At 63.1% G+C, this 16,461-nt stretch carries 13 protein-coding genes; 6 read left to right on the forward strand and 7 right to left on the reverse strand.

Features of this window, described 5'->3' with window-relative positions; genetic code table 11:
• Positions 1 to 65: 65 nt before the first annotated feature.
• Entirely contained in the window at positions 66 to 1,823 is a 1,758-nt protein-coding gene (locus tag ACGBYP_RS01055) for a hypothetical protein (protein ID WP_411581412.1), read from the reverse strand.
• On the reverse strand, positions 1,823 to 3,085 hold the full coding sequence (locus ACGBYP_RS01060) for a hypothetical protein (RefSeq protein WP_411581413.1): 1,263 nt from the start codon (positions 3,083 to 3,085) through the stop codon (positions 1,823 to 1,825). Before ACGBYP_RS01060 ends, ACGBYP_RS01055 begins: the two co-directional genes overlap by 1 nt.
• A 1,392-nt stretch (positions 3,086 to 4,477) precedes the next feature.
• Between ACGBYP_RS01060 and ACGBYP_RS01065 the strand changes: the two genes are divergently transcribed.
• Positions 4,478 to 5,728: a restriction endonuclease gene (locus tag ACGBYP_RS01065; RefSeq protein WP_411581414.1), complete on the forward strand. Its 1,251-nt coding sequence runs from the start codon at positions 4,478 to 4,480 to the stop codon at positions 5,726 to 5,728.
• Between the two features lie 227 nt (positions 5,729 to 5,955).
• Complete coding sequence (locus tag ACGBYP_RS01070; RefSeq protein WP_411581415.1) at positions 5,956 to 6,321, forward strand: hypothetical protein; 366 nt, start codon at positions 5,956 to 5,958, stop codon at positions 6,319 to 6,321.
• On the opposite strand, the gene ACGBYP_RS01075 is transcribed toward ACGBYP_RS01070, so the two are convergent.
• The 5 genes from ACGBYP_RS01075 to ACGBYP_RS01095 all read right to left on the reverse strand — a co-directional run bounded on the left by ACGBYP_RS01075 (position 6,306) and on the right by ACGBYP_RS01095 (position 11,267).
• Entirely contained in the window at positions 6,306 to 6,758 is a 453-nt protein-coding gene (locus tag ACGBYP_RS01075; protein ID WP_411581416.1) for a hypothetical protein, read from the reverse strand. The two genes, ACGBYP_RS01070 and ACGBYP_RS01075, sit on opposite strands and share 16 nt — an antisense overlap.
• 53 nt (positions 6,759 to 6,811) lie before the next feature.
• Positions 6,812 to 7,492 (reverse strand): hypothetical protein, encoded by a 681-nt coding sequence (locus ACGBYP_RS01080; protein ID WP_411581417.1) that lies wholly within the window; start codon positions 7,490 to 7,492, stop codon positions 6,812 to 6,814.
• Entirely contained in the window at positions 7,489 to 7,995 is a 507-nt protein-coding gene (locus ACGBYP_RS01085) for a hypothetical protein (protein ID WP_411581418.1), read from the reverse strand. The genes ACGBYP_RS01080 and ACGBYP_RS01085 overlap by 4 nt, the downstream gene beginning before the upstream one ends.
• Positions 7,996 to 8,787: 792 nt before the next feature.
• Positions 8,788 to 9,030 carry a helix-turn-helix domain-containing protein gene (locus ACGBYP_RS01090; RefSeq protein WP_411581419.1) on the reverse strand — a complete coding sequence of 81 codons (243 nt, stop codon included), beginning with the start codon at positions 9,028 to 9,030 and terminating at the stop codon, positions 8,788 to 8,790.
• 965 nt (positions 9,031 to 9,995) lie between these two features.
• A complete protein-coding gene (locus tag ACGBYP_RS01095; RefSeq protein WP_411581420.1) occupies positions 9,996 to 11,267 on the reverse strand; it encodes a hypothetical protein in 1,272 nt (423 codons plus the stop codon).
• Between the two features lie 81 nt (positions 11,268 to 11,348).
• Here ACGBYP_RS01095 and ACGBYP_RS01100 point away from each other — a divergent pair, with 81 nt between their 5' ends.
• The 4 genes from ACGBYP_RS01100 to ACGBYP_RS01115 all read left to right on the forward strand — a co-directional run bounded on the left by ACGBYP_RS01100 (position 11,349) and on the right by ACGBYP_RS01115 (position 16,300).
• A complete protein-coding gene (locus ACGBYP_RS01100; RefSeq protein ID WP_411581421.1) occupies positions 11,349 to 11,510 on the forward strand; it encodes a hypothetical protein in 162 nt (53 codons plus the stop codon).
• A gap of 391 nt (positions 11,511 to 11,901) precedes the next feature.
• Positions 11,902 to 13,836, forward strand: coding sequence for a hypothetical protein (locus ACGBYP_RS01105; RefSeq protein ID WP_411581422.1), 1,935 nt, complete (start codon positions 11,902 to 11,904; stop codon positions 13,834 to 13,836).
• Positions 13,833 to 14,744 (forward strand): hypothetical protein, encoded by a 912-nt coding sequence (locus ACGBYP_RS01110; protein ID WP_411581423.1) that lies wholly within the window; start codon positions 13,833 to 13,835, stop codon positions 14,742 to 14,744. The genes ACGBYP_RS01105 and ACGBYP_RS01110 overlap by 4 nt, the downstream gene beginning before the upstream one ends.
• Before the next feature lie 86 nt (positions 14,745 to 14,830).
• Positions 14,831 to 16,300: an SIR2 family protein gene (locus ACGBYP_RS01115; RefSeq protein WP_411581424.1), complete on the forward strand. Its 1,470-nt coding sequence runs from the start codon at positions 14,831 to 14,833 to the stop codon at positions 16,298 to 16,300.
• The last annotated feature ends 161 nt before the right edge of the window (positions 16,301 to 16,461 follow it).

A 16,461-nucleotide genomic window follows, 5' to 3' on the forward strand; every position in this document is an offset into this window, starting at 1 on the left:
GCTTCGAAGGCGTCGGTCGGCGTCGCCAGTCAGGTCCCCCCGCGCCACCTCAATTCTTGCGTTAGTCAAGCGGGACCAGCCTCCAAGCCCAGATCGAAGATCCCTGCGTCGGAGATCGGCATACTTTCCCAGTCGCTAGCCATGCGCGGTAGAACGCTGCAAATCCATGTCACCGTCCGGCCCCAGTGCAGTCGCCACTCAGGTGGGGACATGTTGGTCACCGCTTGCTCAGCGAGCAGTAGGTAAGCCCTCATGACTGGAATGTCATCCGGAGTCACCACGCTATTGGGGCAGAAGTAGCACGACCGATTGGCTGCGCCGCAGAGGGAGCCGCTCCGTTCTCCGGCTAGAGGCGAGTTGTAGGGGTCCCTGCACCCGCTGGCTCCCACTCGGTTATCGCTGGTCGCGGTCGCCGCTACCTCATCGTCGATGGGCTGACCACTCACCACGTTGCCGAGACGGTCTAGCGCGGTAGGCCGCAAGCCGCGAGCGACCTCCTCTGCCAGACCGGGAACCTGAGCCCATGCCTGGCCGATGTCCCTCATCGCGACGTCACTGTTGAGATAGTGAGCGGACAGAACCTCAACCGTGTTGTCATCGACCAACTCAGACAGGAGTAGGCCTTTACCGGAGGCCATGAACTTGGCCCATTTCGCCGCAGGACGGATCGCCTGGTATCCCAGTCTGGATGATGGGTCCGCATAGCGGTCAGGTATGGCGATCTGAAGACCTGGCTTGCGTGGCTGCTCGCACCATTGCCTGAGGGTTCCAACGCGGTCGGCAAAGGCGAGTTCAATGCGGCTGCTTGTGCCATCCGGGTGGTCGACGAAGCGGTGGTCCGTAGTCGAGTTCTCACGCCACCAGGAGGTCTTTGCTCCTGCCTTGCCGGTGGTCGGGACTGGTTCCGCGCAGATCCAGGGGTATGCACTCCAGGCGAATGGAGCCGCACGCCGTACGGGTCGCGTGGCCTCGCGGAGTCGCCGCAGGAGCGACCCGGCCCGCCACTCTTTGTCGGCCATCATGATGGCAATATCGCCCCGTCGTGACCTCTCCTTGTACCAACGAATCTTGACCTTCGGCTCGCCGTCGTGCCAATCCTGTACCGACGTGAGTTGAGTGGGGTCAAACGAGAGAGTCCGAACCACGTCAGGAGACATGCCCCATTCCATGCAGAGTAGGACGTAGAAAGCAATGATTTCGTGCCGGCGAATGAGGGCGTCGATAGGGGGCTGCCCGAGTCCATCCCAATCTGCGGTGCGAATCCTGTGTTCGGCCTGGGCGACGTCACTCATAGCCGCGCGCAGTACGTCCCGAAGCATGGCCGGAGGTAGCGCTTCGATCGATCCCCGACGAATCTGCGGCGTGTCTGGAGGCGATTGGAGGAAAGTTCGCACTTCACCGGACAATCGGCCGTGATCAGAGTCGTTCGGCAAGTGGGCAAGGCAGTACCAGATCCAGTTCAGCGACAATGTGCTGGTAGTCGAGAAGACGTGCTCGGCTTGTTCCAGCAACGAGATCGACACTTGACTCCACTGCACCACGTCGGCTTCACGCAGGACCGTGAAGAACTTCAGTAATGCGAGGCGGTCTGTCTTCGCGGTGACTGTCCGTCCACGATCATGCTTGCGCGTCCACATCTCAGCGAGGTCGCTGGCGAGACCGGCCGCCCGCCCTGCTGAAGTGGGGTCGATCTTGACGACGACGGGGTCGGGGCGTCGGGGACTGGTCGTCGAAACGCTGAAAAGCTTGTTCTGATGTACGGGTGAGGGGGCTGCCGACGAGTCCCCGCGCGCGCGACGCTGACCCGGGCGGCGCGCGGGCATCAGTTCGCCTCCAAGAAGGATTCGATCCACGAGTCGCCAGACATGTTCGCCGCTTGCTGCTCTCGCATGATGTGGTCGATGTAGAGGAGGGTCGTCTCCAGGCTCCTGTGTCCGAGGAGTGCCTTCACGCGGAGCAGGGGATTGAAGTACCTGCGGCGCAACTGGGCAGCATCGCCAGTAGCGAGGACTTGGGCGAAATCCCGGTCGGATTCTGCGATCCTCTCCAACTCGTGAGCGAGCCACTGAGTGGCAAAGGTGTGCCGAAGCATGTGCGGGGTTACCCGCTCAGCGTCAGGTACGTCCGCATGTCCTGATCGCAGAAGGGCGTCAACTCGATCGTTCGCCTCCCGAAACGTCAGCCCCCACGCTTCCGGCGTGAGCATGGGTGCCCTGGTACCTGGGAAGATCGCCAAAGGAATGACCCAGGCATCTTGTACTTGGGTCATTCCTCGGCCCATGCCGGACTCATTGCCGATGCGTCGAGCGACCTGGCCCGTGCAAACGAGTCGGCGGCGCTGCTCCTTTGTCAGATTCACGAGGCTTCGGCGGCTGGATATTCCGTCGATGGTCAGTCTTGTGTTTCGACCGAAACGGTCGTGCACATCAGTGACAACGAGAAGTCTTCCTCGGTCGCGGGCACGTCGGAGACTTTTTTGCGCCTCCGCGATCGTCGTCAACCACTCCGAGTCGTGGTACGCGGCCAGGCGCTGCACCCAGTGAACCTGTTCTTCGAGGTCCCGGCCGGAGCCCCACTTGCAGATGGCGGGCGGCAGGTACCCAACATTGAAGGCGTAGCCGGCGCGGCGTCGCGGCAGATCGAGGAGGGTCAGGTAACAGGCTTCCGCTCGCCGAGTGCCGTGGATAAGCAGAAAGTCCGCGAACAGGGCATCTCGGATGGGCGTCTTGAGCGCATGGAAGGCGTGTGACAGGTGGCCGTCAGGCGTTAGTCCCTGCAGGCCAACTCTGCGAAAGCGAGCGTAAGTGTCTGGATCGACCACTCGGGGCATGCGAACGCTCGTGCCACTGCGCCGCAGGTCCTTCCAGTCTCGGTCGCTCATCGGCTGCATCAGTCCCAGTCGGACTGCGGTGTCGGCGAACCAGCGGAGAGCGGGCAAGTTGCCGTTCCAAGTGGTCGTCGAAATCCCGTCTTCGTCAAGCCGGACCTGTTCGTACTCCCGAAGCGCGTCGAACGTCATCGCCAGCGGGTTCTTATTCCTGCTCGCCCGTTCTTCTACCCACATGCGCAGCACGCTGGCGTACATGGCCTCTGTCCCATCAGCCTTCCCGGCATCGGCTACCCGACGCAGAAAGGCGTTCCCCGGCTCCCAGGGCATTCCGCGAGGCCCGAGGAAGATGCGTCGCAACCCGTGAGAGACGGGCTTGCCGTCGGCAGGATCCACAGGCGTGGAGGACAAGGCGGTGGCGACGCGAGCGCGTAGACCGTCACGGTCCGGGATGCAGCCCAAGTCCGGGGTCGGCCCGGTCTTCACTCGACGAATCACCGGGGCAACGACCGAGGGCTGGTAGGCGTTTGAGCGCCCCGCCGGCTGTGGCCCCACTGGTCGGTTCATCGCTCGTCCGTCGTTGCGCGAGTGGAACCTGGCCTCTTGGTCGAGGCGAGGATCAGGCGCCTAGACGGCAGCAAGTCATAGACGTGAGCAGTTGGAACCGGTCGGAGGTTCAGGGTCAGGACCGTCCAGTAGAGACCACCTGACGGAAGGGCCACTCGGAATGCGCGCACGATCCTCCTCGGTCAAACGATGGTCATGCTCGACGACGGCAGGAGCGTGAGGGCATGGGTCACGGTCGGACGGGGACCGTCCGACATGGAGCTGTGCCGCCCTGATCAGCCAGCCGAGCGGACAGGTCCTGACAGGCCTGGAGCCGCGGCCCCCAAGGGCATCGAGTGACCGCATCGCTCGGTGTGCGCCCGGGAGCTCAGCAAGCGGTGGTGACGGCGCGGTGCAGGGTCCTCCTTGGTCTACGAAACGCCGCGTGGCGCGGCCTTCAGCCGGGTGGTGGTGAAGGACATCGTCCAGCGCCGGAGCGCTGGAGTCAAGCCCGGACAGGCCGCTGACCTGCAGGTTTGCTTATACGAGGAGGCAAGCAACGTCCCTCGTAGCACCGTCTAGCCGTCGAGGTGTGTCGTGGTTTGCTCCGGGAGGGGACGGGATGTTCAGGGCCCCGCCTCACGGTGGTGATGGCTAGCAGGGGCCGGGGGATCGCCGTTGCGGGACGGCGGTCCCGCACGATCAGCCAGGACGCGAGACCATCATCGACATGGTTGAGTCAGGGGAGCGTGGCACCAGCTCAGGCAGCGAGGACCCTGCTGCTGAGAGGCTGGCTGCACAGTCGGAGTACGAATCCAGCTCGTCGCTGCGTGACCTGCTGGAGCGGGCTTCGCGAGCACCGACGGTGCGCCGGGAGCGTCATCCCCGCTAGCCGGGGCGGCTGGCTGTCCCAAGCGAATCTGCACCTCGACGGGGCCGTTGGCCTCAAGTCGGCGCTTTCGGCGGCGGCGCCGAAAGACCGACTATCCATCGGTTACAGGTCTGGCTCCGTACTTCGAGTGACGTCATGGCGTCAATGTCCAGGTCGATAGACGTCAGAACCTACGCTTCAGGCTCGCCCGCGACACCTAGGGAGAGCCGGCTGTGTCGGAACGGCTAAAGACTGATGCGCGCACCGCCTGGGCGTATCGGCAGTACATCCAGCGCGACGACTCTCACGAGGTTGGTGAGGAGACCGCCTCTGCTCTGCTCGCCATGCTGGAGCCTGATGAGCACGTCGAGTTTCTGGGCGATGCACGAATGCCGGAGAACCACGGTGGCTACGAGGTCATCAAACTCCAGCGCACTGCCCGGCCGGCGTTTCTGGCAGTCCGCACGATCGGCTACTGGGCTTTGATCGATCAGGAGTCGGGCGAGCTGTTGGCCCCGCTAGTGCAGGGCGGGTCATCTATTTCGGACAACGAACGCGCCACCGGGCCCGACGTCGGATGGGGCACGTGGGCGAACGACCCGACCGGGGAGCAGCTGGCTTTCAAGGTATTCTGTCGCCCCGGGAGCGGGGAGCGAGACATCATCGACCACGGCGCTGGTGGTCTCATCAAGCGACTCCCCGACTCCAATCTTGCCCTCCCTCTGCCCGATCTCGCATCGTTCCCTGAACGTGTAGAACGGGAACGGGTCACCTCTCTCGTGACTGAGTGGCGGACAGCGGAGGATGTGGCTTGCGCCCACATGCGCAGCATCGGCTTCACCGATGCCCGACTCTCCGGTGGGGGCCGAGATGGCGGCTTGGACGTCACTTCCGGGCTTGGCGTCGCGCAGGTCAAGATGCAAGCTCTGCCGGTGAGCGCGCCAGTTGTGCAGCAGTTGCGGGGCGCCGCGCCCCTGGCGCCGTACCACCTCTTCTACTCCACCTCAGGATTCACGGCCGCAGCGATGGCAGCGGCCAATGAAATCGGTGTCCGGCTGTACAAGGTTGACGCCGATGGCGGCGTCGTCGCTGCCAATCCGCTCGCGTTGAGTCTGGCTCGACGGGGTCCAATCGAGCGAAACGGAGAGGGAGTTGAGGCGAGTCCAGCCACCGCGACCCAGGCCGCCGCGGACTACGCCGAGCGCGTGACAGTCAGGGTGTCCGCCGCTCTTGAGGATATGACCTGGATTGGCGCAGCCTCAGATAAGGCGCAGCTGCGTGCGCGCCGCTACGGAAACCAGGCACTGCAGAACCTGCGCGCGGGATCCAACCTTTCCAGTCCGCAGGCAATTGTTGCGTACTACCACCACACAGAGCTTCTTGCGATCACATGGTTCCGTGTCATGGGCCTCAGCTACCCAGACGGTGCCAAGCGGGTCCCGAGTCGCGTCGAGGAGTCTTTCGAGGATTACTACGAGGTGTAGCTCCGGCGGCCGGCTGGGCTCGCGTATCCGAAACCTTCTCGCCTCACCCGGTTCAGTCTGGTGAGAAGCGGTCAGGTCGAATGCGGCGGTCATCGCGACTGACCACTTTTGGGGTGGTTAGGTCGCTGCCGAGCCGCGGCCGTGTTAGCCGCCGCCCCCTGGTAGTTGGGCGACTCGCTCCCAGGGGTGATTGGCTGACGACGGGCCGGGCTGCACACTTCGTCGTCATGGGAATCTTTCGCCGCCGACTGCCTGCACTTAACTTCGAAGAAGCCTTCGCCGTCTACCACGAGTTCTGCGTGACACTGGCCGACGCTGTGGTGGTGCTGATCGATGAGCGTGGGCAGGAATACGGCGAGGTCACCTATGAGTGGGCGCTCCAAGCGACTCGCCGCAACTGGGAGAAGAACAACCCGACGGGCTGGCCCATTGTTGAGCACGCCGAAGGCCGCCTTGACGAAGAGATGCCCGATGCTGTCCTCGCTATGTGGGAGATGACCTTCGAGCACGTCGAGCAGGGTGGCGGGTCGGATGACTTGAACTTGATAAGTCGAGCAGTGCTTGGGCGAGTCCGCTCCTACAGTCGGAGCTGATCGCGACGCGGTGAGCGCCGGCGCCGGCGCCAGTGTCCGTCGTCGTCTCGGGTGAGGGCGGTGACGGTGCGGGCTCGCTGGTGGAGGCGCTGGCTGGTCGGGGTTCCGTCGAGTGTGAGGACGTGTAGGGCAGCGAAGTCGGCGATGCGCTGGAAGCGGTGGTCATTGCTGGCCACGTAGAACGTCCGCACGCCCATTGCGTTGAGGGCTTGGGCCTGCTGGATGAGGATGCGGTCGGCGCCGTCGCGCTGGCGGCCGCCGGAGAGGAGCCGGATGCCCGCGGATGCCAGGGGCTCGCGGGTGAGGCGATAGGTGGACCGGCGTGCAGCGGCGATCCGCGGGGCGCCAGGCTGCACGAAGGACGACAGCGCCTTCGCGAGGGACTGGATGTGAGCCCGCCCTGCAGTCACGTTGTCCAGGTCCCACAGCAGTGCCATGCCCGGCCCGGGCTTCCGGACCGGTGTGGCGAGAGGCCTGGCCAACGCCTCGGTCACAGTGGCCCCATGAGGTGTCGCGCCCACGGGGCCAGGCTTGGGTCCTTGAGCACGGCAAGGGTGGCGATGGTCCGGTCGGTGGATTGGTCCGTGCGCGCCGCAAGCACCTCTTCACCGGTGAGTCCGACGTGCATAGCGGTCAGCACGAGCGCGATGTCCCGGTTCCGAGGGGCTTCGCACCGGGGATAGGCGATGATCGGCTCGATCGATACCGAGTGGAACACCACCTCCAGCGGCACCCCACGCAGCTCGCTGCGCAATGAGGGGTGGCAGAGGAGGAGTTGATAGATCGCCAGCGCCTGTCGCACCCCACTTCGAAGCCACGCCTGCGAGAACGGGGCATCGGGATTACGGGCGGTGAGTTGATGGAGGACGGCCAGCGCAGCGGCGGGATGGTGCGGAATCGCGGTCGCCACCTCCTTGAGCAGCCCTTTCCTCTCGGCGGTGTCGAGCGCTTCACAGCAGTAGCCCTGCTCTATGGCGAGGTGCCCCAGCAGGGTTCCAACCGTGAAGACGCTGGCCGTCTCCCTGGCGATCCGCAATTGCTCCGCCCACTGCTGAAGCGCTACCTGCCGTTCGCAGTCCGCACCGGTGTGCCAGGTCAGGCACGTCGGAGACAGCTTCGTTGCGGTGTGGCGCCGAAGGACAGCGGCCACCTGTTCTTCAGGGCCGGTCAATGGTCGATCCACGTCGTCAAGTGCCGAGCCCACGGCGCCAGCGCGGGATCCTTCAGCACGGCGAGGGTGGCCACCGCCCGCCTGAGGTCGTGGTCGTCTCGGGCGGCGAGCACTTCCTCGCCCGACAGCCGGATGAGGACGGCAAGCACCACCAAGGCGATGTCGCGGTCGCTGGGGTCCTGGCATCGGGGGTAAGCCAGCACGGGGCCGACGGGGCCGACCAGACCTATCAGCGAGGTGAGGTAGTCGGCGTATGCGCGACGGAGACCCCGCTTCTGGAAGATGATCCGCTGCACCAACCCGCCCAACCACACGTCGTTGGCGACTACGGGAAGACGCTCGGGGAAGCAGGGCTGGACGTAACGGATGTTGTCCAGGGCGGGAAGTCCTACGGCCGGGTGATGCGGAACTTCAGCCGTGGCGTCCGCTGCGAGGCGGTGGTAGGTGTCCAGCGAGAGGGCCATGAAGCAGGTGCCCGGCTCGGTAGCCAGGCGCTCCAACATCTCCCTGACGACCCCGGCGTCACCGTCCCTTCGCGCTTCGTGCAGCGCCCTGACCGTGCCAAGGACGTAGTCGAGCCGAGCGCAGCGTCCTTCAGAGTGGCCGTCCTTGCACGACTCCGGGAGGTTTGTGCGGGCGGTGCGCCGGGCGCGGCTGAATGGATGATCGCTGAAGGAGCGCCCGCCAGGGATCTCCAATCGAGTCCGTGTCATCCCAGCCGCCTCAAGGGCACGGCAGCGGGGGCCGCGGGTAGGCCCCCAGTGCCTGCAGCCAGACGCTGAGGTATCCGTCGCCCAGTGTGTTGGCGAGACGGCCGATGTTGATCGGCTGACCGCTATACCGCCTACCTTGCCCCTGCTTGCTTGTCACTGGAAGCCCCTCCTCCGAGTAGGTATAGACGCCGCAGCGTACCCTACGCAAAGTGACGAGACCAGTTACCTTGTGTTATACGGGCAGGCAAGCGGCTCGCCGATCGCCCGCCGCGCCTCTAGGTACAAGCGAGGTTGTGGCGTGGGCCGCGGGGCTGCCCTCGAGCAGTTCGACCAGCCTGACCGCGCGGTACGCGGTGGCGGTGGCATCTACCCAAAGGAGGTCCACGCTCAGCTCCCGGTGTGAGGCCGTCTAGTGGACGGGCAGCTGGCAGGGGGTGGTCGTCGTTCGTCGAGAGGGCACGCGCCCAGCAAGCCTGGTGGTGTCACTTGGCAGCAGGCATGCCCCCGAGCGGGTCGGCTTGTAGCGCTGACACTTCGACATCCAGTCGGTTACGGCGCCTGGCCGGCCGGGCTTCGGGCCCATCAGGGCAGGAAGTCGCGGGGGTGGACCCGAAGCGCGTCGCCCAAGGCGTACAGAGTGGCCAAGGTTGGGTTGGCCACCCCGCGCTCAATTCGCTGAAGATGTGTTGTCCCTAGGTCGGCGGCCTGGGCAAGGCCTTCCTGGGTCAGTTGTGCTGCATGCCGCGCCTGGCGAACGCGTTCCCCGACCGCACTGCTCCTGTCGGGGGAGAGCGAGGCGTGAGGGGCGTGCGGGCGGCTGGACACAGGGATCAACCGTTGGACTCGAGGCGCTTGAGCGCCACGTCATATATGCTGTGTTTCCCAGGTGGCCGTCCTGATGACGCATGAGCCGAGCTACCCGACTGTCGTACCGCCCGGAGGGCCTGTGTCGCAGCAAGCTATCGAGTGCACGTGTTGGCAGGTGCCCACCGCGTCCGGCGAGGTGCTCACCGCTGCTCAGGTTTCGATGTACCCGCGGATTGCCGTGATGACTAAGACCGGCGAACGCGTGGAGGGGCGACCTGACGGTCAGGTGTGGTCCGACGACGTCCCTACTCGACGGGGTGGCTTGATAGTTCAGATGGATGAGGGTGACGATCGCACTTTGCTCATCTCGGATATCGAAAGCATCACCCCGCTAATAGCTCCAGACCCTGTCGAAGTTTTGGAAGACGTGGCTCACGCTCTCAGGCGTCCGATGGACATTCCATTGGGTCAAATCTGGTACGACCTCATCGCTGGGCCACATGAGATTGTAGAGATCTCCATATCATTGAGGCGTGTTGCGTGCCGCTCAGCCATGCCGCCCGCCGGGAAAGAGCAGTCGGGTAACAGCTGATTTTTCTCACCCGGCGCGTGGCGGCAGGTCTCGATTGCCGACGATGACTGCGCGCTTGTCGAGCTGTGACGGCAACATGTCCGTACACGGATCATCTCCGGTGGACGGCGGGCGCATCACTGGGGCCCTGGCAGGATCCGGTCGTTCGCCAGAGCGCGCTGTGGGTGAGCGGATACGTGACGCGTGCGCGTTGGCCCGGCGTAAGCACCGACTGCGTATGACCTTACGGCTAGAGGTCCCAGCCACCGAATACGGCTACGACCGATCGGCCGTAGCCAGCCGCAAGCGGCTTGCAGTAGCAGGTGTTAGCCCAAGCCCGTCTCGGGACATCGCTGGCGGACGATGCAGTGAGTGTTGTAGTGGGAGCATGCGACCGGCGCATGGCGGGCAATCAAGACCCTGGCGTGCGCATCCAAATCAGTCGCTCGTTGAGGGCCATCTGATGGCGAGTTCCATTGGTTCGCCAGCGCAACCCGCGCGAGCGGAGGATTTCAGATTGCGGGTTTGTATAACCAAGCTCGAGCGCGATGTTCTGAATCAGTCCAGGCGTGTCGACGTAAATGCCGTATGGCGCGCTATCGCCTACTACCCATCCCGTCCACGACCCTGGCTCTAATTGCCACTGCAGCTGGCGCAAGACCCGCGATATACCGAGTGCATACTCGGGAAGGACGCGATCGTAAGCTTTGCCCGCCCGCCGCTTGCCCCGCTCTTCCGCCAACGCCGTAGTTAAGCGCTCAACTGTGGCAGCGGCCTTTGGCAGCTCGCTAAGGCTAGAGGTCGCAGCATCAGCCCCCACCACAGTGGCTTGCTGCGTTGTGGCAATCAACATGTCCGAGCGGACGTCGGCGACCATTTCCGCCCAGCTTGCGTTGCGTCCCCAAAAGAACATCTCAAGACGTGTTGCATCTGCATAATCGAAGTTGTTCAGATACGGGGGACTGGTTAGAGCGACTGAGCCCTTGGGCTCGCCCTCGCGGCGTAGCCACGTCTTTGCATCACCCGAGTCGCCCTGAAGAATCTCCGCCACTGGATCCGACGTCCGAGCTCGCAGGTCGTCGGCCATCCAGCCAAGTCGGACTCGGTAGCGTGCCGCGACGTCCGTATGCGGAGGATTCCGTGCAAGGCCCGGCCGCAGGTATGGCCATCCGACCTTGACGTTGGCGACATCGCGCAGCGTGGCAAGAAGCGCCCACTTCAGGTACGGCACTTCCGCGGAGGAACCTGCTTGAATGCCGTCTCGAAGACCAGTCAATGCTGCCAGAACGTCTGGTGAGAAGCATCGACGGACAAGCTCATGCTCCGCATCGATGGTCTCGACGGGCACAGCACTCGCAAGAAGCTCCTCGCCAGCCTGCACGATGGCGTCTACATCGGGACTAGGGGCGAGCTTGAGTCGAGCAAGCTCAGCGATTTCAGGATGCGCCTCTGCGCCGACAAACGCCCAATCGAAGCACGCTGCGCGCGTACCCACTGTTCCAGCGCCGCAGAAAGGGTCAACGACAGGTCCCTCATGGGGATTCCGATCATGGTCAAAGAGGCGAGCCAAAGCGTCTTGGGACAGACCCGCCGGGTACCTGAACCAGCGGTCGAAGGCGGCCTTCGTGCTGGTACCGTTCCACACCCCAACGCCTGCGGCGGGTACTTCTAGGGCTGAGGTCACCTCGGGGACTCTACGCCGCACCGCGGTGGTCCCACCGCCACCGCGGTGCGGACTCGGCCTGCGTGTCGGTACCGTCACGACATGGACCAGGACGCCCGCAAGGTGGTCGAACTGCTGACAGGCTTGGCAGAGGTCAGCAGCCGAGAAGGAAGCAGTGACGGACTGGCGGAGCTCTTGACCGCTTTGGCGGAGCACGACTTCGACGTCCCGTCGGCTATCGCTGGGATCCGTCATGAGCATTGAGGTCCGGATACAAGCGGCCCCAACTGGCGGATTGCGACTGATTGACCACATTCCTGGCATCCGTCCCTGTCGCCTGGAGGGCCGAAATGGGATCGGAAAGTCAGCCGCCATCAACTTGCTGCGCCTTGTCGCAGGAGGTCAACCTTATGCCGACGACGCAGCGGCATGGGCCTCCCTTCGTGACCACTTGAAGGACGCTGAAATCGAGTTCACGGGGCTCTCCCGCGCTAAAATTGCGCGGATCCGCCTGACTCCTGCCGAGTGGCCGGAGCTACCGAGCTCTCGTGTCGGTGATGCGCTGGGCGTCTTAGATGTTGACGGCGAAATTAGGCCGGCATCGGAGCTATCTGGCTTGATCGAGATACATCACATGGCCGGTACCGAGCGGTTAGTGGACACCCTCACCAGCCGAGTTGGCGGCTATGCGAATGCGCTTACCGTCATCAGAGCGCGCCTGGAAGCGATGGCAGAGATTCGCGCAGAACTCGGGGATCTAGCGGACGAATTAGCGTTTCTGGCCCCGGACCAAGCCGAGGCGGATCGTCGCGCGAGCGACGAAAGCGCCAGACTGCGGGACGAAGCTCGCGCTGATACCAGTGCGTTGAGCCGGCGGCTTGCAGACGTGCAACGCGCGGCTGGTCTACAAGCGTTGCTGCAGGACGCTGACTTCCAGCAGCGCTCGGCTGAGCTATCTGCTGCAATCTCCGCAAATGCTCAGGCACGAGCTCGCGCGGCCCAGCTTGATGTCGTCGTTGAGGCAGCCATCGAGAAGTTGGACGCTGGCACCAAAGGTCAGCGACTGATTGCCGCCGCCGAAAGGAGGCTCAACAGCCTGCTTCGAAAGCGCAACACTCGTCTTGCCCGCTTAAACGACCTTCGCGAACGATGGGATGTCTTGCCATCGGATCCCGCGGAGGGCCTAACTGCGGAAGTCGTTGCTGAGGTCTCCTCCTCAGCCGAAGCTGCTACGCAAGCGCAACGAGATGCACAACGACGCCTTCAACAGAGCCGCATGACGGACTCGCAGCGACAGCTGCACAGTGAGTTGCTCTTGATCCTTGATGACGCGATTCGAAGTGGTCTCCAAGATTTCGCGATTCTGCACCTGCCTGATCGGGACGTTACGGTGGGTCAACTCGCCGCTGGCATCGTCGCGCCGACCTCCCCCGATCAAGTCGCGTCAGAAGAAGTTGCGGCAGCTGAACAGCGCGCCACGGAGCTGAGCGAGGCAGTGCAACTGTTGCAGGAGCAGCTGGCCTTCGGTGGCGAAGTCGCCGACGTGCGCAAGCAGTTGGCTGAACTTCGCGCTAGCACGCCAGATCAGGATGAGTTGCAAGCCGGTGTCTCAACTGCTCGTGACCAACGCGACGCCGCTGCGCAAGAAGCCTTGCTCCTGACGCAGCGAATCGGTCGCCTCCAGTCCGAGGGAGTCACAGAGGAGGGGGCTGCTGCAGCAGCCCGTGATCTCGCGACGATCCTTCGTGACGAATCGATTGGCGAGGCAGACCTGCAGTCGAGACTCGCAGAAGTATCTGTGGAGGTTCAGCAGGCGAGTGCCCGCTTCCAACGGGCGCAGACCTCCCTGGCCGAGATAGAGGAGCGGCAGACCCGCCGTGCTATCAACCGACGGTCCTTCGAGTTGCGAGCTTCTAGCGACATCAGTCTCAAATGGCTCACGGCCCCCGACCTCGGCTCACCGACGCTTGAATCGAACCCCGAGGCCTGGTGGCGAATGGCGAGCCACCGAGCGCAAGCGTTTTCGCAACGGTTGGATGCCCTAGTCACCGCGGTTGCGGGCCTTGAGTACGCGGCGCAATCTAAAAACCGAAGCGCGTACAGGGACGCCATAGACGCGATGGTGGAGCGCGACGCGCTGGCAGACTTTGCGGATGCGGCTATCAGGGAAGCTCTCTTCGAGGGCGGTACGCCAGTAGCGGTGGACCTGCAGCGAGGCACAATAACCTGGGACACGCCCACTGGTTCGCGTCGCGAGAAACCGCTGTCAACCTTCTCGTCCGGCGAGCAGGCGCTCGGATTCATCCGTGCACGTCTTCGTCAACTAGCGGACTCGGCAGTAGGCGACCGGATCGTCTTCCTCGATGAGTTCGGTGCCTTCTTAGCGGCGGACCGGCGTCATCCGTTAGCGGAACTGTTGCGGGGCGACGAACTGTCGAACTTGTCCGACCAGGTCGTGATTGTGCTCCCGCTTCAGGTCGACTACAGGGCCCAACTTGGCGAGGTCACGGGAGCGCTCAAGACGACCTACGAGCGTCGGGCAGACAGCGTTGACCGCCATGGCTACTTCACGGAAGTGTTCGACGCATGAGTGCCAGCACCCTCTTTGGAGCGCCGTTGGGCTTCACTGCGGCGAGCTTGACTGAGTGGATAGAAGCGCTTGAGGGGCGCTGGTCCGATTTCGCGGAGGGCGCTCGCCCTGGCGATCTTCATCGTGACCTCGCGATGCTCCGTTCAGTGTTCGGTCATGGAGCTGCCGGCAACCGACTCCGCACAACCTTCGGCAAGCTCACCGAAGCCACGGCTACATTGGAGCTCCCGTCCGAAGTTGTGCTGACTTCAGACGAACTGGAATTGATCACGCCAGAAGGACGAATACTGCTGGATGTCCTTTATCGACTGCGTAGTCAAGAAGACTACGTAATCGATGTGGAGACCCGTGTGCGCTCACTTGGTCTTGCCGTCGAGACGCGTGCCAGTTGGTACGAGATGTGGGCCTCTAAGCAACTCGCTGGTTCGCTGAGCCTGTCTCCTATAGCAGCAGCACTGCTGGTCCTGATAAATGGCTCGATAGCACCCGCGGACGGTTTCTATCTGCCGGATGAGGATGTGGTTTCACCTGACTATGAGGCGACGGTGCTAGAGCTGATTGGAAACTTCAGTGAGGCGCTGGGTGGAACCCGACCGACCTCCGGCGCATTGCGCAACCACTGGGTATTCACCCAAGCCACTCGAGTGCTCTCCCGAGACCTGCATCGTCTACCAACTCAGCAGGGCGCGCGCGTGCAGGTACGTGAGGGCCGAGAGATTCATCTTCTCGCGGACATACAGCATCGCCTTGCTCGCTACCCGCGTTCAAACCTGCAAAGCGCTCTGCTGCAACTGGTTGATCAGTATGGGCGTTATAGGGGGCTTTTCGCCTCTGTTGGCGGCTCGCATGAGCGCTCTTCGCACACTCGTTGGATTGTCGACTCCCTCATGAAGACCGAGACAGCGTAGTGGACTACTGGCCGACGTTAAGGTTGCTTACCCACCTCCTCGAGGAACACCAGGCGAGGTCGGACGAACCACATCGCGTCGCGTGCATGCATCACAACGTCGATGCCGACGTTCCGCTGCTGAAGGCCGGGATTGAACGATACGGTGGTCAGCTATACAACCTATCGGCCGAGGACGCTGAATGGAGCGATCCGCCTGGCCCCGTTGACGCTCAGCGGGCCGCGATAGTTGCTGGGGTACTGACGGGTGTGGCTAATGCGCTGCCAGGAACTGTCGAAATCTCAGAGCGGCGCTCACGAGTGGTGGCAGGCATAAAAGGCTTGCCCGACGCTGCCAGTACTTCGAGATCGCTGCGGACGATCCTCCGCGCTGCGGCGGTCGTGTCCAGCGATGCGTTAGCTCGGTCCGAGATAACCATCCTTGTGGCTGGGATGGAGGACGCAGACTCAGGGCGAAGCGAGTTGCTATGGCGCTTACTCACAGTCGATCCGAGCGTCCTGTCCCTCACTGGGAAGCGCACGATAGTTGGCCTACTCAGTGGGCGCTTCGACCCGGCTGTCGACTTGCGCAGGCAGCCGCGCATCGACTACATCGCTCGGGACGACAGGATTCTCAAGCGAACTCAATGGCCGACCAGTGGGGCCCTTAGAACTATTGAGGCCCACGAGGGTCCGGTAGTGCTCTTCCTAGGCGCTGGTGCGTCGGCGGGCGCGCGGATCAGTTTGGGAGACGTCTATCGCGACGTTGCGCTTCGCGAGCTCCTCGGCGGAGATGTCGACGACGAACTCTTGGCCGACCGATTCTTCGAGTACCTCCACGGGATGGACAGGTTCATCGGTGACGAGCGCCAGAACCGTAGTGCCTTCTTGCGGACCCTCACGCTAGAACGGGTGTTGCGCGAAACATTCCATGAGCTTGGGGATCGCCCCAGAGCTCAGACGCAAATCGTTCGCACGATCTCGGATGAATGCGAACGAGCTTTGAGCTTCAGGAGCGAGGGTCACGAAGCTATCCACGATCTCATTAGAGCGAAGAAAAGGCCGATCGTATTCATGACGGTTAACTTCGACCGTCTCATAGAAAATGGCGTCGAGAATGTTACTCAAGTCCTCCGAAGGCCAGAAGAGTTTGCAGCTGCACGCGAAAGCGTTGAAGCGTACGTCGCTGGCGACTTGGATCAGCCAGTCCCGATCTTCAAACTGCATGGTTCGATTGAGGAACCCGACTCCATGGTGGCCAGTATCGATACAACTGCTGCCGGTCTCCATGATGACGTGCGGAGTGCGCTAAACGTGGTCGTTAAGGACGGTCACGTGCCATGGGTCTGGATCGGGTGCAGTATGCGTGACCGAGACATGAATGCGTGGCTCAGTGGAATCGGCAATGACAACTTGGACGAGTGGTGGGTCGATCCGTTTCCCGGCAGGTCGCTCGATGCTTTCTTCTCGGAGCATCGACAGGCCGCCTGGGATCAGACGTCACGAACTCTGCAGTCGCGTCTCATCGTTGATAGCTCGGACAACTTCTTGCAGCGCCTGAATGGGCGCCTGCGATAGACGGCAACGAGGCTGTTCTCATAGTGCGGTCAACCACACAAACGCTCGGCGGGTCGACCTATCGACGACCGGGGCGCGTAGGCCGTAAGTGTCGGCATATCGGGGTCATTACGAACGCCGCAGTCGCAGCCCACGCCAGGGTACTGGCGTCCGCGGGTCTC

This window comes from Modestobacter sp. SSW1-42, assembly GCF_046635825.1.
Classification (GTDB): domain Bacteria; phylum Actinomycetota; class Actinomycetes; order Mycobacteriales; family Geodermatophilaceae; genus Modestobacter.